Source organism: Mycoplasmopsis ciconiae (assembly GCF_036350065.1).
GTDB classification, from domain to species: Bacteria; Bacillota_I; Bacilli_A; order Mycoplasmatales; family Metamycoplasmataceae; genus Mycoplasmopsis; species Mycoplasmopsis ciconiae.
In genome coordinates this window covers 1-25,938 of the sequence record NZ_JAZDWZ010000003.1, presented here as the reverse complement: position 1 = coordinate 25,938, position 25,938 = coordinate 1, and the positions used below count along the sequence as shown (strand labels likewise).

General features: G+C 26.9%; 12 protein-coding genes. 1 reads left to right on the top strand and 11 read right to left on the bottom strand.

The features are described from left to right. The first annotated feature begins 222 nt into the window (after positions 1-222). Positions 223-7,302 (top strand): hypothetical protein, encoded by a 7,080-nt coding sequence (locus V2E24_RS01140; RefSeq protein WP_330500596.1) that lies wholly within the window; start codon positions 223-225, stop codon positions 7,300-7,302. A gap of 101 nt (positions 7,303-7,403) precedes the next feature. On the opposite strand, the gene V2E24_RS01135 is transcribed toward V2E24_RS01140, so the two are convergent. The 11 genes from V2E24_RS01135 to mip (V2E24_RS01085) form a co-directional block, all read right to left on the bottom strand. Next, entirely contained in the window at positions 7,404-8,777 is a 1,374-nt protein-coding gene (locus V2E24_RS01135; protein ID WP_330500595.1) for an MSC_0618 family F1-like ATPase beta subunit, read from the bottom strand. Between the two features lies 1 nt (position 8,778). Continuing rightward, on the bottom strand, positions 8,779-10,305 hold the full coding sequence (locus V2E24_RS01130; RefSeq protein WP_330500594.1) for an MSC_0619 family F1-like ATPase alpha subunit: 1,527 nt from the start codon (positions 10,303-10,305) through the stop codon (positions 8,779-8,781). Positions 10,306-10,318: 13 nt separating this feature from the next. Further along, on the bottom strand, positions 10,319-12,475 hold the full coding sequence (locus V2E24_RS01125) for an MSC_0620 family F1-like ATPase-associated subunit (protein WP_330500593.1): 2,157 nt from the start codon (positions 12,473-12,475) through the stop codon (positions 10,319-10,321). Then, positions 12,465-12,932, bottom strand: a complete 468-nt coding sequence (locus tag V2E24_RS01120) for an MSC_0621 family F1-like ATPase epsilon subunit (protein ID WP_330500592.1) — start codon at positions 12,930-12,932, stop codon at positions 12,465-12,467. Before V2E24_RS01120 ends, V2E24_RS01125 begins: the two co-directional genes overlap by 11 nt. Beyond that, positions 12,919-13,839, bottom strand: coding sequence for an MSC_0622 family F1-like ATPase gamma subunit (locus V2E24_RS01115; protein WP_330500591.1), 921 nt, complete (start codon positions 13,837-13,839; stop codon positions 12,919-12,921). Before V2E24_RS01115 ends, V2E24_RS01120 begins: the two co-directional genes overlap by 14 nt. Further along, positions 13,814-14,353: an MSC_0623 family F1-like ATPase-associated protein gene (locus tag V2E24_RS01110; RefSeq protein ID WP_330500590.1), complete on the bottom strand. Its 540-nt coding sequence runs from the start codon at positions 14,351-14,353 to the stop codon at positions 13,814-13,816. The genes V2E24_RS01115 and V2E24_RS01110 overlap by 26 nt, the downstream gene beginning before the upstream one ends. Beyond that, complete coding sequence (locus V2E24_RS01105; RefSeq protein ID WP_330500589.1) at positions 14,346-15,827, bottom strand: MSC_0624 family F1-like ATPase-associated membrane protein; 1,482 nt, start codon at positions 15,825-15,827, stop codon at positions 14,346-14,348. The genes V2E24_RS01110 and V2E24_RS01105 overlap by 8 nt, the downstream gene beginning before the upstream one ends. Further along, entirely contained in the window at positions 15,820-18,912 is a 3,093-nt protein-coding gene (locus tag V2E24_RS01100; RefSeq protein WP_330500588.1) for a putative immunoglobulin-blocking virulence protein, read from the bottom strand. Before V2E24_RS01100 ends, V2E24_RS01105 begins: the two co-directional genes overlap by 8 nt. Positions 18,913-18,929: 17 nt before the next feature. Further along, positions 18,930-21,659 carry an Ig-specific serine endopeptidase MIP gene (mip, locus tag V2E24_RS01095; RefSeq protein WP_330500587.1) on the bottom strand — a complete coding sequence of 910 codons (2,730 nt, stop codon included), beginning with the start codon at positions 21,657-21,659 and terminating at the stop codon, positions 18,930-18,932. 209 nt (positions 21,660-21,868) lie between these two features. Continuing rightward, complete coding sequence (locus tag V2E24_RS01090; protein ID WP_330500586.1) at positions 21,869-22,753, bottom strand: hypothetical protein; 885 nt, start codon at positions 22,751-22,753, stop codon at positions 21,869-21,871. Positions 22,754-22,853: 100 nt separating this feature from the next. After that, entirely contained in the window at positions 22,854-25,586 is a 2,733-nt protein-coding gene (gene mip, locus V2E24_RS01085; protein ID WP_330500585.1) for an Ig-specific serine endopeptidase MIP, read from the bottom strand. Positions 25,587-25,938: the final 352 nt, after the last annotated feature.

The following is a 25,938-nucleotide window of genomic DNA, read 5'->3' as shown; positions in this document are numbered from 1 at the left end:
TTTGTTTAAGCGTGCGCGAAAATTTTTCAATTTTTTTCGCAATTACTTATTCAAAAAGTTCTAAAAAAATACTAAAACACCTATAAATAAGCAATATTCGCAATGTGTGAAATATTCCACAAACCACTCATAATACAATCCTCTTTAAATTTTTTTATAATTCTAAAAATATATAATTTCCAAATAAAACATAAAGTCTTATTTAATAAGAAAAGAGGAATAATGAAAAAGAATAAAATAAGGAATAGCCTTAATATACTTTTAGGTACATCACTTTTGACTCTTCCATTTTTATCCTTAAGTAGTGGGACAGAAAAAGAAAATCAAGATCAAAATATTGATACAAATTGAATTAACCCCGCTAACAACACACAAACTACTGAAGAATATAACAATCAAAACCTACCTTGATATAAATATAAAGGTGTAGATTACCAATATTCTCAATACAATTGATTTACATCTGAAAATGCATTTCAAGAATATAATTTTCAAAATCTTGCTTTTTCTCAATTAGATAATAATTGAAACGTAAGTAATTCTTTTTATCAACACTCATATAACGATAAATTTATTGATGATTCGCTTAAAATTTATACACCTTCAAACAAAACTAAAAACAAGTACACTTTTAACGATTCACAGATAAATACACCGGGCGGTTTTTGAAATAAAAATTGAAGTAATTTTACAAACGAAAATGAAAATGAACAATATCAACAATGAGAATTTGAATTCAATAGTGCTGCAATGGTTGATTTTAACAGAGAATTAAATGTTTCAACAAATTATGATAACCCAAAAATCGGTGGCCCTATTCAATTTATACCGCAAGTTTACAACTTTGCCATCGCTTTAAGCCAAGACATTGAAATTGTTCCTGGTTCATTAATTATTGGTGCTATTAAACGTTTTAAAGATAATGTTCCTGTTTTTGATAATGTTGGTGCTGGTACACAAGGTTCAGGATTTAAACCTTTTGGACCTAAGGGGAATTGAAGAGCACAACAAGTAAGTAGATCCACAGAAGGGTATGATGGACAAATTATTTTCTTTGAAAATGACGAAGTTAATAAAAGTTACTTACCTTGAATTGGAACCAACTCTAATATCAGTTATATTTTAAGTAATAAAAATAACCCTAATTTCCCAAAAAATAAATCACCATTAGGAGATAAAATTTTTGACGATTTAAAAGATAACCCTAAATCATCAATAATTTCAAATGCTGATTTAAGTTCTAGTTTCGACATTAAACCTAATTTTGTCTTTGACTCTTTAATCCCTAATTCTGACTCTAAAAACGTTGCTGTTTTAAGTAATTTATCATTCTTTAATAACTGAGAAGTTGATGCTAACCAACAAAACGCAAACTCATTTAAAACTAAATTGACTGATAAATTATTTTCAAGTGATGTTAATAAAGCTACAGCAGCTAGTTTAATTAGCGAAAGCTCAAAAATTAAGTTTGCAGAAATAAATTATGATCAAATCGGTTCTGTTTTAACAGGGCAACTTAGATTGGCTAAAAAAGATTCAATTACAGAAGATGGTCTTTTAAAAGATACAGAAAACTCTGACATATTACCAACAATAAAAGTTAAATTTTTAACAAGAGTAAGTAGAAGACCACAAAACTATACAAATAATTCTAGCACACAAAAAGGTTCATTCGTTTCTTCTATTTTTGTTGCCCCAAAAAGCGAAAGTAGTAACGCAAATGTGTGACAATACTACGAACAACAAGATAACGCTGAAAAACCTAACTTTGTCCCTCAAAGAGAAGCTTCATACATAAGAAGTAAAACTTCATTTTTTAACTCAAGTAGTATAAATGAAAACATACCCGTTACTCTTGATATTCAAAACACAATAAATAATATTTCATTTAAAAACCCTTTAAATCCTAATCAAACTATACAAAATGTTGAACCGATTTTAAAACCTCAATATGACTATATGCCAAGTTGAAATAAAGATGGGCAAACATATGATTGACTATTAACTTGATTTCAAAATGACCCAGAGAAAGGTCTGAATTTTATTAACAGTTACAGAGGTGGCGTTGAAGTAGATTTAAATGGTAATTACAAAAATTTCAAATATAACTTCATTTGAAATAAAGGTTCGGTGAGTTTTATTAAAAACTACGAAATGAACACTCAATATGTAAGTTCTGTTATAAAATTTCCGCAATTAGAAGATGGACAAACTCAAAGCGCTTTCTTTAATGTTTCTAAAAGAGGATTAGTCTTTGAAAGACCAAATCACGGAAACACATTTAAAAACGCTCAAGATTTAAAATACAAAAACGAAACATGAAAAGACGAAGTTAGCGTTTCTCTTACACAAACTGGAATTAATAAAGATGTTTTACTTCGTTTAGTAAAACAAAACGCTCTTGTTCAAAACCCAAGTGCATCTACTTTAAATTTAGCTAACAATGTATTAACACAACAACAAAAAGATGCACTTTTAAGTGGTTTGATGAACGATTGAAATCCTCAACACTTTAGCGATTCAAATAAACAAAAATGATATGGTTATATTTTTGAAATTAACCAACAATCAATCTTAGCTGAACAAAACAAAATTCTAGGTCCTAAAGTTAAGCAAAATATAAGTACAAAAATAACATTTGAAGAATATTCAACAAACTCAAAATACATAAACAGCCTAGTAGCTTATAAATTTTCAAATAAGCAAAAAAGAGATAACTTTGAATTAACTTTTGCTAATTTAGATAAAACCAAGGACGCTTCCTTAATTGAATTTGGAGCTGATAAATACATATCACAACAATCTTTAAATAACATCAAAAGTTACAATCAAGCTTTTGATGATGCTTTAAGAGCTTTAAATGGAAAAGAGGAATTAGATAAATTAATTGCTCAAATACCTACAACTTTAAATTCTCATTACTATAACCAAATTGTTGAATTAATGATCAATTCAGCTAATTTAGAAGAAGCTGCAAAATTTATTGATGCTAGTGTGCAGTTAAATAACACATTAGTTCAAGCTTCTGAAAATGTTACAAAATACACAAATATCAAAAATAACAATTTAACACAAACAACAACCAAAGATGAACTTAATAAATATGCCTACAGTTCAATTCAACCTAAAACAAATTTTGATAATTCTCTTAAAAACTTAACAACACACACAAATAATCCTAATGCAACATTAAGTAGTATTAGTGATATTAATAATCTAAAAAATAACGTATCAAGCTTAAACAACGACATAAAAAACAAATTTAATGAACTTAATGGAGATGTTAATCTCAAAACTATTAATAATATTATTGAACAAATAAAAACAAAAATTACTGAAGCTACAAGCTTAAGCCCTGCTTTTAGTTCCTTAACTAATGCAATAAATACCGCTAAAAACGATATAAAAATAACACTTCCGCATAATAATTATCAATTTGAAAACTTAAAAAGCACTTTAGAAGCTGATTTAAATAACTTAAATTATCAAATTGAATTACATAATCTTAAAAAACAAGCTATAAACACTTTAAATCAACAAGAATTTTTAAGACAAAATAAAAAAGATGCATTTAAAAACCAAATTAACAGCGCAACAACTAAAGAAGCTGTTAACAACGCTTTAAATGAAGCAATTACAAATAATAATTTCAAAAAGGCCAAATACCAAGAGATTGTCGATTTAGGTTATTTAAACCAAACACAATTAGGTCAATATAAAGAAAAAATTATTTCAGAAGACGCTGAAAGCAGATTTGTTGAATTGGCTACAAGTTTAAACGCACTAATGAAACAAGCTAAAGTGCGTATTGATGCTTTAAATAATGCTCAATTGAAAAACAATCTTTTAAATGAGTGAAAAACAGTAGCAGCCAGAACAGCCTCTGTTGAATTAATCCTTAAAAAATTAAATGCAATTGATGAAATTAATCAGCTCTCAATCATTGATGAGTCAATTAAAACTAATGCAAATATCAATTTATCTGTTGTTGATAATTCAAGCGCTTTAGCTTCAATTTTACAATCAACCAAAGATTTAAATAATGCTTATGTTGAATTAAAAAATACAGTAAATGATATTAATCCAGTTGAATTTAGAAAAACTAATTCTTATAAATTAGCTAACGAAGATTTAAAAACCAGATTTGAAGATGCTTTAAATGATGCTCAAAACTTACTTAACACAGCTACTAACACTGACAAAAACTACGTTAACACAGTAAGAAACAATTTATTCCAAACTTGAGCAGAAATTAATAACTTTAGTTATGATGTTGATTTATCTAACATCATTTATCTAACTCAAAAAGAATCTATTAAATTAGTGGCCTTAACACAAGATTCTCAGTCTGCTGCTAATGGTGTCAAAGATTTAGCAATAATGTTAGATAATAAAATTGGTGAATACTTAAATGTAGCACGTGATTATGCATTTAACTTAAGTCAATTTGAAAATGCTGATTTTGCTAAATATATCGAGCAAGAGTTGCTTGTATATAAAAATAGATTAAATGATTTTAATTTACAAATAGAAACTATTTCTAACACAAATTTTGTAAATAAAGAGCAATTTACAACATTACAAAACAATGTCGAAGAATTAATTGCAAACTTAAGTGCGGACTTAAGTGCAAATATTAATTTAGCTAAAATAACTTTATTAAATGAAATTAACAATGTTAATCCAACACTTTTAAATGAAGAAAATAAAGAGATATTAGCCAAAGAAATATTAGCTTTAAATAGTGCCAAATCATTAGCGCAAGATTTAGCCAATATTGAAAACAAAGCCTTAAATATCGCTAAACAAAATGCAAATGCTTTAATAGTAACTTCTAAAACACTTGATCAAAACCAAAAAAATCAATATATTGCTAAAGAATACTATTCAAATTTTGTTGAAATCGAACAAAACTTAAATGAGGCAACTAACTTAGCTAAAGATAATTTAGATAATTTAATTAACTTGTCAAAAATACCTAACAAAGATAATTTCAAACAACAAAATAACTTTGAACAAGCTTCTGATATTGAACAAATTAATAATATATATGATAAGTTAATTGAAGTAGCTAAAGAATATGCGTTAAATTTGTTAAATCAAACTAATGAAATTGACTTAAACACAAAAGAAATAATTAAAAATCAAATCAACTCTTCTAACAGTATCGAAGAAATTAATGACAATATTGATTTAATTAATTTTAAAATTGATTTAGCGCATTTAAAAGAAATTTATGATCAATCACAAGAGTGAAACGATCTTTTAAACCCAGATACACAAACTGAAGCGTTAAAGTTAAAAACTAACTTAAATCAATTAACTTTTACTGCTGAACAAATCTTAAATTACTACCAAAATAATTTACAACACTCTCAAGAAGATGTTTATAAAGTTTCAAACTCAATTAATGATTTAGAAAGTATCAACACTTCTGCACAAAATTTAATGACTAAAACCAAAAACAATTTAAGTATTTTAGTGCAATCACTTGAGCAAAAAACAGATTTAGCTTCCGAAATTATTCCAAAATTAAATGAAGCTAAAACTTTAGTTCAAGATTCAAGTTGACATATGTATTTAGAATATATAAAAACTTTTGAACAACTACAAGATTTGAAAAACAAAAATGAATTGTTTAATAAATACAACGAAGTTTTACAACTTGAAAACAAAACTCCAAAAGTTGATGAGGCTTTAGAGTTTGCCAAAAATGTTATAAACACATTCCCAGCAACACAAGAACAAATTCAAGAGGCTATTGATAAATTAAACTACGCACATTTAAATAATCAAGAAATTGAACAATTAAACGAACAAAAACAAAACTGAAGCTTAGCAGTAGCTAATTTAGAGTATCTTTCAAATATTGAAATATCAAACTTTAGTGACTTAATCAAATCTTCTACATCACTAAAACAAGCTCAAAGTAATTTTGAAAAAGCGCAAGTAGAAAACACTCTTAAGCAACAATTAACAAACAAAATAGATTCAGATTATCCAAATTTAAATAAAGATCAAATTTCTTACGCTAAAGATGAATTAAAAAAATCCGTTAATAACCCTAAACTTTTAGATTCTAAATATCAAAATAACACTTTTAAAACTTCAGCGCAAGTAATTGAAGAAATTGATTCTTTAAATGCTGCTATGGGAGATTTAAAAACTACTAAAGACATTTTACAAGCGTATGATTTAAACAAATATCCAGCAAGCGATATTCAAATCAAAAACATTAGTGACGGTATTGAATTAGCTAATAAATTAATTACAAATACACCTATAAACAAAGATGATTTTGGTAATTATACCTTTGTTGAAAAAGAAAATAATAACTGAAATAAAGCTGAAGTTAATAACTTAGAACAAGAATTAAAAAATAATTTAAAATCATACTTTAAAGATGTTATTAACAACAATGATCAAGCTGATTTAGATCTTAAAAATCAAGCTCAAAATCAAATTGAACAAATAGATTTTACTAATGATTTTAATAACGCAATAACTGAAGCTGAAAACATAATCAATAATTTTATAGATGAATCTTCAGCACAAAAACCTGTAAATGAAGATGATTCTCTTAAAGAACAAATATTGCAAAACCTAAAGTCTTTAATTAATAAATACGATCAAATACTTAAAGATAAAACTCAAGATTTAATTGCTCAAATTAAAGACGATCAAACTTTTACTCAAAGTGCAAAAGATTCTCTTTTAGCTATTGAACAACTAAATAATTTAAATGATTTATTCCAAAAATATCAAGAATTAGATTACCAAAATTCTGAAGACAAAAACAAATATAACCAGTACATTAATCAAATTAAAGAACTTGTTAATAATTTAAGTGAAGTTAAAAATCAACTTAACTTAGAAAATACTTTTGATCAAATTAATCAAAACTTACTTAATAAAATTAAACAAAACACAAGTCAAATCGTTACATTTGTCAATATGAGTGAATCACTTAAATCAGTGAATAAAGATGGATTTATTCAAGCAGCAAACAAAGATAATTCACAACAAAACCAAAAAATAAAACAAATTATACTTGAGAACCAAATTTTTGAAATGATTAATAAAACACAAGTAACTCAAGAAGAATTAAATAACTACACTAATGTAGCTAATTCTCAAGACTTACCAAAAATTATTCAAAGTATTTTAAAAACTTACACTCCTAAATTACAAACTAAAGACAATCTTTATTGATTACTACTATTACTATTAATAATTCCAGCTTCAGCATTAATATGATGACTAATAGCTGCCAAAAAGAAAAAAGAAGATAATCAACAATAACAAAAAGCGCGCTTAATTAGCGTGCTTTTGTTTTAGGCTCAATTGTTGGTGTCAGGATAATAGTGAATTTAAAAACCCAACTAGCTTTAGTTGGGTTTTAATTATTGTTGAGTTTTTGTTTTGTTTAAGTCGTCAACACTTTGAATATAAGCAAATTTTTCAGCGGGAATTTCTAAAAATTCACCATTTAAAATTCTACTTACGCTTTCAATTGTTTTTTCTCTAGGGACAAAAACTCCTTTTTCGTGTGTAAAGTGTTCTGTCATAAAGAAATATTGACTAAAGAAGTTTTGTAATTGTAAGGCTATTTTAACAACTCTTTTTGATTCTTCATCTAATTCATCAAAACCTAAGATTAAAATAACATCTTCTAATTCTTTATATTTTTGTAAAACACGTTTTGTTTCTAAAATCGCTTCATAGTGTTGTTGACCAATAATTTTTGGATCAACACTGCTGCTTGAGCTATTTAACGCATCAAAAGCAGGGAAAATGTTTTGTGCTGCTACATCCCTACTTAAAACTAAACTACCATTAAGGTGGTTAAAAATTGCAACAGCAGAAGGATCACTTAAATCATCCATAGGTAAGAAAACGGTTTGGAATGATGTTATTGAACCGTTTTGATTACTAAATAAACGATTTTCAACAGCTGATATTTCTGTATTAAGTGTTGATTGATATCCACCTAAAGATGGTTTTTTATCTAAAGAGGCACTAACCTCACTACCAGCTTGTAAGAAACGGAAAATATTATCAATGAATAATAAAACATTTTCTTTTTGGGTATCTCTTAAGTACTCAGCAGCAGTAATACCAGCAGGCACAATTGTCATACGCGCTCCGGCTGCTTCGTTCATTTTTGAAACATACATTGAAGAGTTTTTCATTAAATTAGAGAATTTTAAATCATTATATAATTCAACCCCTTCACGGCTACGCTCTCCACTACCAATAAAAATTGAAGAAGTTTTGTTTTGATTTTTTGAAAGGTTGAAGATAATCTCTTTCATTAAAACAGTTTTACCAACTCCAGCCCCTCCAAAAACTCCAATTTTAGAACCTTTTAAAATAGGAATGAAAAAGTCTATCGCTTTTATTCCTGTTTCTAAAATTTCGTTTTGAACTTGATAGTTGTCATTGTTTTTAATTGTTGAGTTAATTTCTACATATTTTAAATCATCATTTTTATTTAATAAACTATTACCTTTAACGTCAAAAATGTTGTTTTTAGCACTTTCACCAACAGCTACTTGGAATTTTTGGTTAGTATTTACTAAAGCTTCATTTAATTTTAAATTTCTAGAAGAATCAATAACAACAGCATAAACTTTAGAGTCATTAATAATTTTTTTAACAATAAATGTTGCTAATTTATCTTCTGTAGTCAAAATGTAATCAACGCTAGCGGCATTTTCATTTTTAAATTCTACTTCGATAACATCATTTCATAATTTAGATATTTTTGCACTCATTTTACTCTCCTGTTAGTTGTACTATATTTTTAAATTCTTCTGTTTCAAATTTAACAAAATCATGGTTAAATTTAAGTTTTCATTTTAAATTTTTGGCTTTAGCAAATTGGTCTAAACTAAAGGCAAAAAAGTCTTTAGCTAATTCTTCATCTTTAATTGTGTTGCTTAAGATTTGTTCAAAAACACTTGAAGCTATTTGGTTTTCTTTAATAAGAACATTTAAGAATTTAAGTGCTAAATCAACTTCATTAATGTGTTCTAATAATCCTCATGAAATCATTTTTGAAAATAAAAATGTATTTTTTTCAGAATATAAACTTACACCTTTTTGATTAAATAAACGCTCAATTAATTGTCCTCTTAAAATTAAACTTCCAGTTTTATCGTTTAAGTCATATTTAAGGGAACTAAGTTTCATTTGTCTTTTGTATGAAGTATATATTTTTTTAATTTCACTAGCACTTTTGGCTATATGTGGTTTTTGTACGCTTCCACCAATACGTGAAACTGATAAATCAACATCAATAGCAGGTAATTTATTAGATGCGAAGATGTTAGAGTTAGTAACAATTTGCCCATCAGTAATACTAATTAAGTTACTTGCTATTAAGCTTGTGATGTCGTTATCTACTGTTTGAACTATTGGTAAGGCTGTAATACTTTTTTTGTTTACGAATTTACCGCTTCTTTCTAATAATCTACTGTGAGCAAAGAACATATCACCTGGAAAGGCTTCTTTACCTACTGGTTTGTTTGTTAAAAGCGCCATCTCTCTGTAAATGTTTGCGTGTGTAGTTAAATCATCAAATACAATTAAAACATCTTCTTCATGAGCTATATTTTCAGCGTGAGCCATACCAATGTATGGAGCTAAATATTGCTGATATGGCTTGTCTGCAGGTGCATAAATAATAATTGTGTTATTTAATGCTGAATATTTATCTAACATTTCATACACTGAAGCTACTTGATTTTGTTGTTGACCTATCATTACATAAATGTTTTTAACATTTTCGTTTCTTTGATTAATTATTGTATTTAAAGCGATAAAACTTTTTCCTGTTTTTCTATCACCAATAATTAATTCTCTTTGTCCTCTACCAATAGGTATTAATAAATCAATAACTTTATAACCTGTATTAAGTTGTTCATTAAGTGGTAAATAATCCATTAATTGGTTTGGTTTATTAAAGGCGCTACTTGTATTAGGATAAACATATTCGCTTGTGTTAGTATTTTTAGAATATAAAACATTTGAGAATATGTCAATAACACTTCCGAATAATTTGCTTGATGTAGTAATTGTTGTTGATTGCTCAATTGGTTTAACTTTTTGACCTACTTTGTATTCGTCTGCTGTTTTATCTCCTAAACAATAGGCTTTATTTTTTGTAGCACTAATTACCATTACTTTAGTATTAGGATCATTTTCTAAGCAAAAAAGTTGATTATTTTCGTAATCAAATTCTCCCTCTATCTCTATAACATAGTCAAAAACAGCACTTATTTTAATATTTGTATTTTTCATATTTGCCTTTCTTTTAAATTAATCCTAAAACTAAAATGATTATACCAATCACAAATGAAACACCACTTATTGCTAAGGAGAATCAAATTTTAGAATTTGTTTTTTGTATAATTTTTGAACGCTTAAATTTATACATTAAAGCACTTATAGCACTTAAAATCAGTGAGAAAAGTAAAATAATAGAACCTAAAATAATTAAAAGAATTTTATTTGCTGTAATCACAAATTTATTCTCTACTATTAAATTATTGTAAGCGGTTTTATATTTTTCTTGTATTTGCGCATCTTCACTGAAGTTTTTGTATGTTGTTGTAGAAACTACTCCTAAATTGTAAATTTGAGACTGAATAGTTTTGTATTTACTAAAAATATTTTCAATATGCGAATCAGAATAATTGTTTTCACTTGTTATTCCTCTTAAGTATGAAATATCTTTTCTTGTAGTTTGAACAGCGTTTTCTAATTTTTGAGGATCTAGTCTTAAAAGTCTAAATTGATCAAGAATTTTTTCTTTATTTACACGAATATATTGAATAAACTGATCGCGAAATACTTTGTCATATTCAACTGCTAGAAAGTTAAAAAAGGTATTTCCATTAATTAATGAATTACTTAAAGATTTATTAACAAGTAAACTTAATTGACTAACTAAATCAGAAGTTAAATCATTAGTTTTTAATGATTCAAAATCTGAATTAATTTTTTGATTTACTAAGTTATTTAGCACGCTTGTATCGTTGGCGATAATTTGTTTTAATTGATTTTTGTACTCTTCTTTATTAATAAGTTGTACAGCTACATATATCATTCTATATACACTTAGGCTAATGTCTTTGTTTGATAATGAGCTAAAGAGCATCATATCCCCAATACCAAGCGCTTCATAAAAGTTTTTAAATAAATTTGAAAGTATTTTATTGTAGATGTTGTATTTAATTTGAACACTTTCATCTCTTCTTTTTATAACATTAACTTTGTATTCAGCTGAAAAACTTTTGCTTAGACGATCATAAATTTTGGCTGTTGCCACTAAATGCCCTTCAACATTTTCTAAATTAACTAATTGATAGTCAAAACGGCTTAAAATTGAATTTTCAAAAACTAAATAGCCTTTTTTATTGAATTCAATAGGATCTTGCTTGAATTCATTAATTAAGTTAATTGGCGAAATATTAAAAGCATTAACATCGATATAAGCTGGCAGTCTTGAAATATTTTCTTGAATTATTTTGTTAAGTTGTTTATCAATTTGCGAATCATCCACAACTATAGGAGGATTTTTCGAAGGATCCTCTGCTGGTGTAGGTGTTGGAGGTTGTTTTTCTTGAGTATAGTTTTTATTTTGTTCAATATCAAAAATTGTGTTTCTTAACTGTAATTTTTCTTTAAAATATTCATCTCAATTAGCGTAATTTTCTGGTACCTTAAGATCTAAATATTGTTTATCTTCTTCGTTATTAGAAAATTTAATTTCTTCTAATTTAGGTAAATCATCTTTATTAGTTAATATTTTCTCTAATTCTGTATTATAAGCGTCATAATAATCATTAATTGTTTTTTCTAATTCCTCTAAAGTAACAACATTTTCTGAAGTTTTTGGTGTTACATCATTAATTTGTCCGTTATATTTTTTTACTATTTGATCATAATTTTGTTGAGGGTTATCTTTAGAAAAAATAATTGGATTATAATCTTCATCCAAAAGTGTTATGTCAGCTTTATAGTAGTTTTTAACACTACTTAAAACATTTAAAAATGTAGGGTTTAGAGCTGAATCACTAAAGTCATTGACAATTTTATCTTTATTTTTATCAAAATACTGGATAAACTTTTGATAATAAATAAGTTTAGCTAAAGTAGGTTTAAAATCAGCTTCAGCGATTTTATCGATAGTTTCGTTTAAACTTAAAACTTGCTGGTTTAAAGTTTTTTTAATTTCAACTAATAAAGTCTCGAGCCTGATTTTAATTTTTTCAGCCGCTTTTTCTTTGAAAGTATCAAAATCTGGCGAAATTGTTTTAGTTTCTTCGTCTGAAGCGTCGTTATTATCAGGGTTTTGGTTATTATTAGTGGTTGTTTCAGTTTCGTTAGCACTTATAACAAAACTAAAAGCGCTTAAAGGAACTAATGATGCAGATAAAATTAGTCATCTATTTTTTCTAATTTTCATTATTAGTCTCCTTTGTGTTTTTGATTAGTGAGAAGTTATTTAAAATTTCGTATTTATTAATTTTTTGTTTTAAAGAATTAATTTTAGTTTCTTCAACTTCTGAAATATTTAAGTTATTTAATGAGTTGTAGTATCTTAATTCTTCTTTAAGTGCTTTAATGATATTTGTGTAATCTTTAATTTGGCTAGAATTGTTAGTTTGTGTGTAAAGTGTTAGTTTGTTTTTAAAATTTATTGTAATTGTGTTATTAACATAAATCATAAAGACGTTGTTTAAAATGTAGTATTGATAGTTATTTTTAGAAGTTTCAATTCTAAAAAAACAAGTTTCAAAGCTGGCGATAGAGTTAGTTTTAAGTTTTTCTCATCGATCTTTGTTGTGTACGTTTAATTGTAAATTAAGTGCTTCAATGTAAGTTTTAGAATAATCTGAAGAAACAAATTTAATTTTGATCATCACTTACCTCATTTGTGTGTAATAAATCTTTTTTCTTGGTTAAAATTGAAATTTCTTCAACTTCTAATTCTCTTTTTGCTCTTAAATACATACGTGTTTTTAATGCTATTTTTTTATCTAGATCATTAATTTTTTGATTTTGATCTACTAAGATATATTTTTCTCTAATTAGCGCACTTTCGACTAGTAAACTTAAAATCATATAATTTAAATAGTTTGTCACTTCGCTTTTGGCAAATTCTTCAATATCTGGATAAATTTTTAAGTTTTTAATATCAAATTTCTCATTCAAGATGTTATTTTTGTGACTTAATTCAAAATTAATTTTATCTATGGGTAAAACATTAAGAATCTTGTCTTTAGTTTTAGAAGAGTTAATAATAAATTTAACATTATGAAAACCATTACTATTGATAAATTTATCAATAAGTTTAGGTAAGAAATCACTTAAATATTCAACATCATTTTCCTTATATGAAAAAATGACATTAGCGTTTTTTTGTTGAGTATATTTTAAAGCGCTCTCTCCTATAGCAATAAAATAATCTCTTTTAAAATTAACGATATTATCTAGTTGTTTTTCGAATTTACTATATAAATTTAAGTTATTTTCCTGTTTTTCAGAAACATAAACATAAATACAAGGATATTGATAATTTAGCGCTTCTTTATTTTTCTTATTCGGCTTTAAAATAGAACTTTGGGGAATTAATAAATTATTGTTGATTTCATATTTAGAGTTAATAAAATCAATAAAATCTTTAGATTGCTGAGCTCTATCAAAATATTTTCCAACTTGTTTAGATAACTTTAATATGTTAATTAAAGTTATATTTTTCTTTGATTCTAATATTTTTGAAATTTTTTCAAGACTTTCGATTTTAGAAGTCAAGTTTTTCAAATTCATCTTTAATTAAACCTGGCGCGAAAAATACTTTTATTTTTTTGGTGTTAGAATCAAAATATAAAATAACGTCTTTAAGAATTTCAATTGGGTTATTTTCTTTTAGTAATCTTGTAATTAAATCATTATATTGACTAATGATAAAATCTGTTCTTTTGTCTTTGCTTGTGTTGATATTAAAACTTAAAACATTAGAACTTTCAAAATCACTAATACTTGGAATTAATTGTGTTAAGCTAAAACGTGGATTTCTAGTTCAACCTAAAACAAAATCTCTGTAAATAAGTTGTTCATGTTTTAGAAAATGCTTTTGAGCTTCATCAAAAAGTTGTACGGTTACCAAATCATCTTCACTTATGTGATTAATGATCAAAAGTTGATTTTTAATTTGGTCAAAACTAATAAAAGAATCAGAATTTTTAAGAGTGTAATAATCTTTAAAAACCATTTCTTGATATTTTTGATAATCGCTTTTGTTTTTGTCTCTTATTTTTTTGGTCTTTGAGTTATTAAACATTTTTTACTCCTAACTTTCTATTTTTTTTATTATGTTTGTATATTACATATCCGCTATATGATCAAATTGCAGCTTGGGCGAATAAATAAACAAAAAGAACTAAAATTGATCAAATTATTCAAAAATCAACAATTTTGTATGGACTTGGAATACTTGAGAGTTGATTGTTATTGTGATTAAGTAAATAAACTTCAAAAATTTGGAAAATTAAAATGAAGTAGATTGATATAAATAAAATTGTGTAAATAATATATGTGAACAAGTTTTTGTTTTTGGTTTTGATAATTGAATTGATAAATAAAAGTAAAATCGCTAAAGCATTAATAAAAACAATAACAGTATCATTTAAACGATCAATATCAAAACTTCTTAAAATAATTGATAAGCTAAAAATTACCAAAATCGCCAATAGATTAATAAAACTAATGATATTTACTGAGAAACTTTTGAGTTTTGAAGAGTAGCTTAAAAAAGTAACAATAGAAACAATTATGATATTTAGCAATAAATAAAACACAAAAGGATAAAAATCTAATTTTGGTTTAATGATAATAAAATCATTAAAGTCTAATGTAATTAAATTGTAAGCAAATCAAATTAGTGCAGCAACAAAAACACTTAATAAAACATATGTTTGAGTGCTAAAAAAGTTTTTAATTTTTTCTTTTTTATTAGTTGTTAAAACTCAGTTAATTCTTGAGAGAATTACAACAAAAACCATTGCACTAATGGCCAATGTTAAATAAATAACATTAACAAAATGATTAGTTAATAAATTGGCTTTTCAAAAATTAATAAATTGATTTTCGACAAATAAAGTATCTACACTTAAAATTTTGTTGTTGTTACCGCTTATAAATAAGTAGAATAAAGTTAAATAAAGAGCAATAATAACAAATCTAAAAAATATTGATACATAATAAAAGTTTTGTTCTTTGGAGTTAATTGGGCTTGCTTTATATTTTTTAATAGTTAAGAATCACTCAAAACTGAAGTTTAAAAGCAATAATGGAATAATTATTAAATTTTTGTAAAACAATAACATTAAATCAGAATCACTACCATAATCTAAAATTACTAGTGTGGCTATAGAAAGTGATAAATATAATACATATCAAGGCAGATAATAAAGCGAATTAAAGAAATTCTTTTTAATATTATTTGCGTTTTTAGTTAATGTTATTAGCATTATTAAGAACATAAAGAAATACGAATATAAAGAAACAAAGTTGTAACCTTGATTTTGATAAGAACTAAAATCAAAAAGCGTGTTAAACGATATTCCTTTTTCGTTAAAGAATCTTGGCACTAAGAATAAATAAGCTGCACTTAAGGCGAATATAAATAAATAATTAATCCATAAGAGAATATTTTTAACATTAAAAACAAAATATTTTTTTACTTCAAATTTAAATTCACTTAAAAAAGATGAGTTGTTCTTTTTTGTTTTAACTGAAGCGTGTGAATTAGTCATCGAAACCTCCAGCGTTAAATGATGATGAAGCACCATTAGAGTTTACTGGTGGATTACCAACAAAAATTCTTTTGTTTGAACCGAAACTTCTTCAAGCGCTAGTGCTTAAAATTGCGTTTTTCATAGCTTCTGAATCTACATAAACATTTAGACTGTAGTTTCTTAAACCTTCCATTAATCCATATAGATCTTGACCGTAATTGTTTGAAATTGTCGAACCTTTTAAGTGTAAGTTTTGAATTTGTTTTCCTGTAAAGTTAATTTCAGGACGTTTTGGTCCTTTAACTAAAAGATTTTTTCAATTTTGCTGTGATAATGTTGTTAAATCAACTGTAAATGTGTTTGATGTTAAGTTGAATACAACTTCATAAAATGCGTATCCGTGTAAATCAAGCCCTTTCATTGATTGTAATGAAGTTTTAGAAAAATCTAAAATTGTAGGATAACTTCCAGGCATAATACCTTGGAAAATTCTTTCTCCACGTCTTGAGACAAAAGTCATATATAGACCTTCGTTAATTTCACTTATACTGCTTGATTGGAATCTTAAAGTATTGAATACGATTGATTGACTTACGTTAACATTTGTTCCGTAATCTTGGTGAGCGTTTCAATCAAAACTAATAACTTTAGTATTTTTAAATGAAATAGGATCAATTCCTCAGTATTTATCATATGTTTTTGTAAATGAACCACTTGTAAAAATCTCAACTTCATCAATTTTTTTATCTTTTAAAGCATAAACTGAACTTGTGTCTTTACCAGTAAAGAATAATGAAACTTTTTTAATTGATTCAGGCATGTCTTTTAAAGTATCTCTGAAACTTTGTGATTCATTTAATTCACCAATTCTTTTAATTACTATACCATCAATTCTTTTTCCTGCTTGATCAGCTTTTTTAAGAATATCAAGGAATTTAGCGTATCCGTTTTTGTTTGTAGCATCTAACACAGCTATAACTTTTGGTTCTCTGTTTCCTGGGGTGTTATTATCTGGATTAATTGTATATTTGAAAATTTCTACTCCGTCATTTACACTAGCACCAAATTGTGAATACTCGTTTGTTACAGCTGTTTTACTTCATCCTGGATAGTCTCCATTTGCAACTGATGAAGGATCACGATGTGGATATTTATTGCTGCTTCCAAATGTTCTAGATTCGTTTAATTTAATATAACTATTTAATACAGGATTATCTTTTTCATTAACATAATCAAATGCATAAATAATACCACCACCTTGTCAGTTTAAAACAGGTATCATTCCTTTGTTTTTATATTGTTGAAATTCTCTATTTACTCAATCAAGTGAGAGTTTAAAGTGTGTAAAGTTATCTCTACCTGGACTTAAATCGTATAAATTATTTTTAAATCAGTTGAAATTATCTTCTCACTGACTTGTCACTCCTAATGCGTCGTGAATTTCTTTTCAATCTGCGTCTGTTAAACTTGAAGCTTTTGAATATTTATCTGCAATTCTTTTTATTCTTTGAACAGATTCTTGAGCTTTTCTGATAATTTCTTCTTTGTCAGCTGAGCTAGTTGGTTTGGTTGGTTCTAATTTCACATCTATATCTGGTTGATTATCTAAAGTTGTGTTGAAGTTACCTTCTTTTTTTCTGATTGCTTCTGTTTCTTTAAGAACTTCGAAAGATTTATCAATCTCAATTGGATTTTTTTCTTCTTTTGGTGCTTGAGGTTTAGTATCTTCTGTAACTGTAGTTGATGGAGGAGTAACTACTTTTATTTCTTCTTCAACAACTTCTTTTGGTTTTATAACAACAGCAGGAGTTGTTTCTTCTTTAGGGTTTTCTTCCACTGCTTTTTTCTCAATTAAATTAACTGGAATGTCGTTAATTTGTCCTAATACAGCAGTTTGATTTTTATTAACTAGTTCATAACCTTCAGGTAAATATAAATTAACTTGAATTGGGTTGTCTCCATAAGTTTTTATATTACTTTTTGTATGTACAACTTGGCCATTATTTATAAAACGTAATGTTGTTGTATATTCTTTAGTTTCTTTTTTAACATCAACAATAATAATTCCACCTGATTTGTCGGTGTTTTGTTTTACAAATGAATATCCTTGTGGTAAATATTGAGCCGCATTAATTGTTGAATCTTGTGGTGTTGAAATTTTTATTTCCTCAAAGAATTTACCGAAATTACGGAATTTAAGAGTAGTTTCGACCATAACAACTTCTTCGACTTTAGGGACCACTACTTCTTCTTTTATTTCTTCTTCAACTTCTTCTTTTTTAATTTCAACTAAAAGAATTTCATTAGTTTGGTTTTTGTTAATCACAACTTCTTGTTCTTTATTAGCTAATTCATAACCTTGAGGAATTGCACTCTCTCAATTTACTTTTTGATCGTCATAAGTTGTAAAATCTTTTTCTAAAAGAGTTTTTTGTGCTGTTTTATAAATAATTTTAGTAACAAATTTTTTAGTTATTTTTTCGAGAGGAATTTTGTTTGTTGCTCCTATTTGTAAGTTAAATCCCTCTTCAAATTTAATTCTATATTCAGCTTGTAATTCTGCAGGTAAGATTTTTTGAACATCAATAGCTTCATCATTAATTGTTTGAATAGTAATTTCTTTAATTGTTGTGTTGTTATAAACAAAATCAAAAACTGTTGTAAATTTAACATCTTCTTGAATAACTTCTACATTATTAACTTCGTTTAAAACAATTTTATTTTCTTCTTTAGCTAATTTAAAACCTGTTGGTAAATAATCGCTTAAAACAATATCTTCAGTTGTTTGTAAATTAGCAAAAGTTTTTACCCCAACAATTTCGCCTTTTAAAACAAAGTTAATTGTTGTGATTTTATCTTCTTCTTTTTCTTTTGTAACCACTTCAACGTTTCTATCTAAAATAGAGTTGTTTTTGTCGTTATAAACAATTTCTTCAGAACGCAAAATGTTTTTGTCGTTTGAATCATTAATGATTAATTTTGCTGATGTAGTGTCTTGGCTTGTTGAACTAATAATAATTGCTGAAACACTTAAGCTTCCAACTACCACTCCACCTATCATAGATGCTGCTATTAATAATTTTTTTGCTTTTGCTTTGGTCATAATAGCTCCTTGTCTAATTAGTTATTAAATTTAAATTCTTCAGGTATTTGTTCTTGACCAACACCATTAGGAAATAAATTACTTTTAAAGTTTTTACCGTATAAACTTTCTAAGGCTTGTCTATATGAAGTTCTCTGTTGTGGAGCGCCTCCATAAATTAAATCGTATTTTTCCATGTTGTAATTTCCGTATAAACCGTTGTAATTTATACCGTTACTTCTAAATGCAAATGCTAAACTGCTTAAAGCCGCATCATTAGCAAAATAGTTTATAGCCACAACATTCCCGTCATTATCTCTAACACTACTTCCGCTAGCTCCGCCTAAAGGTGCTCAACTTCCTAGTGCATAATTTAGTCCGTATGTTATATAGTAGTTATTTGTAAATTTATTATTTTGAATAACGCTAGAGTCAAAATTTTCAATACCACTTTTGTTATTATCACTATTAATTAACAATGAAAAAGGTTTATTTCCGTTAATTTGAGGATTGGCAATAATTGCATCCACTATTCCTGGTTTATCTTTAAAAGTTCTAAAGGTTAAACTTCTATTGTAACCTTTACCTAAAAGATGATCTAAATCTTTTTCGTTTTCTACTCCTTTTGATAAATAGGAAGGTTTGTTAATTCAAATACTTGTACTTCTGTTATCTGCTTCAATTTCATCAACTGCTCTACTTGAGAAATTAGGATTAAAATCTTTTTGTAGTTGCCCATCAAACTGTGCAAGCGGAAATCCTAGTGCATATAAGTTATATTTATATTTATCTACTTGTGTGTTGTTAACTTTAATTTTTTGTTTTTTATCTTGTTCATATGTATCGTATAAATTTTTATTGCTAAATGAAACTTGATCTTGTTTTGATCATTTTGCATAATCGCTACTAAAAATTCTAGCTAACTCTTGCGCATCATTTACTTGAACTTTTTTAACTAAATTTTTTATATTGTTGTTTTGAGTGTATTCATAATTGTTTGAATTATTTTCTAAATCTATCTCTAAAACAGCAAAATCCGCCATCTCTTCTGCATCAAGATATTTATATGAACTATGTACATAATCCTTTGGTGAAGTTTTAAGAAAATCTAAAGCTAAATACACTGTTTTAACTTGGGAAGGTTCAAAAATAAATGATATTGAACGAGGATCATATTCGGTTGTTCTTAGTGTTTGATTAATTTCTGTATCTTCAGTGAATTTAGAAAGCACCACTTTATTAGTATAAAAAGGCATCAGCGACATTTTAGCTTCAATTGACTTAATTTCTTCGCTGTTTTTTGTATATTGCACTTCTAAAGAATGGTGTCTTTGTTCAATCATTTGCAAGTCTTGAATTTTTAATTTACTTTTAGCTTCGTTAATTAATTCTTTTAAATAAATTTTTTGAGCATTTTGAAAATCACTTCTAATAAAATCACCTAAGCGATTTAATTCTTGTAAAAGTGATGATTTTTGTGCCTTTAATTCAGTTACTTTTGTTGAATTTTTGTTTGTGCTTGTGTAATAATTAATATCATTTTCAATACTTTGCATTTGTTTAACTAAATTTTGATGCCTTTGTGTAGCGATTAAATTTAAATCATAAACAACTCTGGATTTTTCGCTTTTATCATATGAGTCAAATTTTTGTAAGTCAGCGTTTCATTTTAGATACTGATCATAAGGTAAATACTCGTCAGTAATTTGTTTTTGTGACTCTTGTAAAGTAGATAATTTTTGGCTCATAAGATTGTAGTTATTTTTTTCTTCTTCAGACATAGAGCGAGAGTTGTAATTACCATCTTGAGCATTTTTAATAAATAAATTTGCTACATGCACGTTTGTGGCTAGGTATCATTTTGTAGGGTATTTTCCATTTTCATCTAGTTTATAATCTAAAATTCAAGCTGTTCCAAAATGTGTTTGAAAATCTTTTGAATTAGGTTTTGCATTTATAAATTGAATTGAAAACGTTTGTAGAGCGATGTTTTTATATTTTTGATTTGTTAAATATCTAGCTTTACCATTATTGCCTTGAGCTGTAGCCCAATATTTGTTTGTGGCCGGTTTGTTGTCACTGTTTATTAATAATTTTGTTTGATTATTATTTTTAGGATCTTGCTGACCGTAACTTAAACCTAAAAATTGTGCTTGTTGTTTTGAAGGTTGTGATAGTTTTTGCGCTTGTGTGTTGTATTGATTAGCATTAACAATAGCATCTCCAAATTTATTATCACTTGAGTAAACAACATCACCAAAGCGATTTAAATACGCTTTTTTGTGAGCTTCATAATCTACATCATATCTTTGATTTTCATCCAACTTAGCATATTCATTTAAATCCATGTTCGGTTTAGATTCGCTTCTAATTTCATTAGGATCAAAAAAATCTAAGTTAGTAGCTTTCCCTTCAGCCTCAAAACTTCCTTCGCTAGCTTGGGAAGGATCTAAGCTTGCGGTGTCTTTGTTGTGATCTTCTTTAATTGAAGATAAATCTTCCACCTCAATAAGAGGAAGATTCTCGCTTTCTTTGACTTTTGATTCTTGCTCTTGTGTTTTGTTTGTATCTAGTGAGTCTTGGTTATTTTGATTTGATTGATTTGTCTTTTTTACACTATTGTCTTCAACATTAACATTTTCATCTTTTTGGGTGTTGAGTTCATCATTTTGCTTTTGACATGACAAAGCATTTAAAGAAACTAATGAAGTAGTTAAAGCGCTCATTATTATTAAATTTTTCAATTTTCTTTTTCTTGTTTTAAACATCTGTGCCCCTTCAATTTGCCTCAAACAATTTGTCTTAATTTTATACCTATATATTTATATATAGTATGTTTCCAGTTTTTTTCCATATTTATTATGAACACTCTTGTATTGCCTTAATTTGTGGAATTTTATTACCACATTTTATTCTTTATTAGATTCTGTAGGCAAAAAAATAAAAAAAATATTCAAGCGAATAACTTGAATATTTTTTAAACGTTTTCTAGTGTTCATTGTGGAAGAGAGTGCACTTCATTTTTGTATTTTTGATTAATTTTAAATAACGCTATAACCGCTGTTATCAATGATAAGATAGGTACAATAATTCCAATTGAAGCCAAAATCACTTCTACTTCTAAATTAAGTTTATTTTTGTTTATGAATAATAAAATAAGTAACACTATTTTAAAAATAATTAAACATAAAGTTATTGGTAAAAAGCCAATATATGAAACAGAAAATGATAAATTCGCAATAAAATAGATTTGAAATCTATGTTCTGTTACAAAAATATTGCCTTGGGTTGTGTTAAATACTTTATATACTATTAAAGAAAAAATAACTATAGCTATTAAATAGATAAAAATGACCATTCAAATAATATATAAAACAACAAAAGAAACACTAACACTTTTTAGAGATTTATAGTTATTAGCCACAATTTTATCTGTTTCTTCTAAAATAACTCCATCGCGAACATTTTTAAGGTTATTGGTTATTTTTTTAGTTTTGGTTATTAGCATAATTGCTGTAGCGAAGCTTAAAAAAACAAAAAAGATCCCGATAATACTCAAAATTAATTCTGTTTTTTGGTTTGTAAGATGTTTGAATTTGTCTGCACTAGCAGCTAATAAAACTGATGTAACCAAATTAGCAATTCAACTAATTACTAAGAAAAATCATAATGATATAAAAATATTCTTAAAAAATTCAACTATTTGTTCATCTGATAATTGATTTTGTTCAAATTTAATAATTAATCCTTTTAAATCAATAAATAAAAAAATACTAAAAATAACCAAAATACTTATAAATATGCTAGCAAACACTAAACTAATGATCGATGTTGTCCTAATGTTTTTTAACTCTTTTATCATCCATTTCCTCCCAAATTATTATTTATTAGTATTTAAATTATATCTTTTTAAAAGAAAAAACACATTTACGCAAGTATGTAAATGTGTTTTGTAATTAAATTTACTTAAATTTGAATTGATCAGGAATTTTAGATTCGTCTGTTCCATTAGGAAATAGGTTTGTTTTTACTTTGTTTCCGTATAAACTTTGTAAAGCTTGTCTATATGATGTTCTCTGTTGTGGAGCTCCACCATAAATTAAATCGTATTTTTCCATGTTGTAATTTCCATATAAGCCATCATAGTTAATACCGTTACTTCTAAAGGCAAATGCTAAACTACTTAAGGCGGCTTGGTTAGCAAAATAATTTATAGCCACAACATTTCCGTCATTATCTCTAACGCTACTTCCGCTAGCCCCACCTAAAGGTGCTCAACTTCCTAGTGCATAATTTAATCCGTATGTTATATAGTAACTATTTTTAAATGGTTTGTTCTGTACAACTGAGTTTTTATAATTTTCTATTGATGTTGATTTATTATTATCGTTAACAAAAATCTCAAAAGGTTTGTCACCACTAAGTTGTGGATTAACAATTAAAGCATCAACTATACCAGGTTTATCTATGAAATTTCTTCATGTTAGCGCTCTAGTGAATCCTTTTCCGTATTGATGGTTTAAACCATTTACATCAGCTGGATCTTTAGAAATGTCAGTTGGTTTGTTAACTCAAATACTTGTTGTGTATTTAAGCGAAGCTTTTTCAGGTTCGCTTAAAGGATTTGTGTCTTTGTTAAAGTCTTTAGATAATTGTGCATCAAAATCAGCTAAAGGGAATCCTACAGCATATAAGTTAAATGATTGTTTAGGTAGTTGTAAAGGTTGGGTGTTTTGCTGATTTGGTAGTTTTGCATTTTTGTCTTCTTGATATTGATCATATAAGTTTTTAGCGCTAAAGTGTACTTGATTTTCTTTAGCTAGTTTTGCATAATTATTTGTTAAAGCTTGAGCTAGCTCATGTGCATCATGTACAACCACTTCTTTTTGTAAATCTTTAGTTGTGTTATTTTGAATGTATGAATATTTGTTTTGTGAATTTGTCAAATCAAACTCTAAAACAGCAAAATCGGCCATTTCTTCTGCATCAAGATATTTGTATGAACTGTGCACATAATCTTTTGGCGAAGTTTTAAGAAAATCTAAACCTAAATAAACTGTTTTAATTTGCTCTGGTTTAAAGGTAAATGATTCGCTTCTTGGGTCAAACATTGTTGTTCTTAGTGTTTGATTAAGTGGCAAGTCTTCGTTAAATTTATGTAAAACTACCGCCGAAGTTACTCCAGCAAAATTATTTAAATCTGCTTCAATTTGTTTTTGTTGCTTGATTAATTCATTATATTTAACAAGTAACTCATTTAATTTTTCATCAATTTGAGCTTCATCTTTAATTGGTAATTCTGCCGCTAATTTTGTAATTAAACTTTTCATAAAAACTTTTGCTGAAATTTTAGCTTGTGAAGAAAATTGATTTTTAATAACATCTGTGTAATCGTTAGACTCTTTAGTTAATGTAGCTTTTTGGGCTTTTAATTTGGTTACTTGTGTTGAAGTGTTATCTTTAGTTTCTAAGTAAGCAATTTCATTTTCTAATTCTTGAACTTGAGCAACGGTTTGTTTATATAAATCTTGTGCAATTTTTACTAATTCATCATTAATGTGATTCTGATCAGCTTGATCATAGTCTTTTAAAAATTTTCTTAAATTTTGTAGTTTTTCGTATGATAAATATTCTTGCGCAACTTTATCATTATCTTTTTTAACTTTATCTAATTGCGCTAATAAATCTTTTCTTTTTTGTCCTAATTCTTCACCATAAGCTCTAGATTTATAATTTCCATCTTCACCTAATTTTAAAAATGCATTAGCTACGTGAACATTTGTTGCCAAATATCATTTTGTTGGATATTGACCACTTTCATCAAGTTGATAATCTAAAATTCAAGCTGTTCCAAAACTTGTTTTGGCATCTTTATTTGATGAACCTGGTAATGTATTAATAATTTCTAATGAAAAAGTTTGTAAAGCAATATTTTTATATGTTTGGTTAGGAATGTATCTAGCTTTACCTAAATTATCAGGTTGTGAATTTCAATACCTGCTTGTCGAAGGTTTAGCATCACTATTAATAATTAACTTAGTTTGATTTGCATTTTTAGGATCTTCTTTTCCATAGCTAAAACCTAAAAATTGTGCTTGTTCTAGCGAAGGTTGGGATAATTTTTGCGCTTTTGCGTCGTATTGTGCTGTGTTTTGGGCTTTTTCTGAATAATTTGGTTCTTTACTTAATGTGCCTGAAGCGACTAAATTGTCTAAAAATGCATTTTTATAAGCTTGAAAATCTACATCAAATCTTTGTTTTTCACTTAATTGCTTATATTCTTGAGGATTGTCTTGTGCTAATTGAGGTGTAGAACCTGAAACATGTGGTCTCTCTTGTGGTTTAGTGCTAGGTGCTGTACCGCCTGAATCTACATCAACATTTCCCTCGCTAGCTTTTGAAGGATCTAAATCTTGTGTGTCCTTAGAGTTATCGTCTTTGATTGTTCCTTCAGCTAAATCATTGTCATTTTTAGGTTGATCTTGAGTTGGGTTTTGTTGATCTTGAGATGGTTGTTTTGGTGTTTCTTGTGATTCAGTTTCTGTTTGTGAACCAGAAGAAGGGTTTTTATCTTCAAGTGTTGGTTTTTGAGTATCATCTTCTTTTTTATTTGAACATGCAGCGGTTGTAATTAATGTTGCCACCGATACTGATGTTAATAATAAAATGGATTTTAAGTTTTTGAATTTTTTCATGTTACCTTCTTTAAATTACATTTAAATTGATGACTTAATTCTATTACCAATTATTATTAGGTTTTATTTTTCCAGTTTTTTTCCACAATATCGTTTCTAAATTTTAAAAAAGGTCAAATTATGAAAATTAAATTCCACATTTGAATTTTCTAGTTTTATAAAAAGAAATTCAATAGATCAAAATACCTGATAACAAAAATGAACTTATATAAACCAAATAAAAAACCTCATTATTGGATAAAATGTCTGCTTCTGAATCAGAGAGTAAGCCAAAAATTAGATTTAACAATTTTACTCACGCTTGGGAACAACATTTATTAGGTGAACATGTTTTTAAAGTAAATGATAAAAA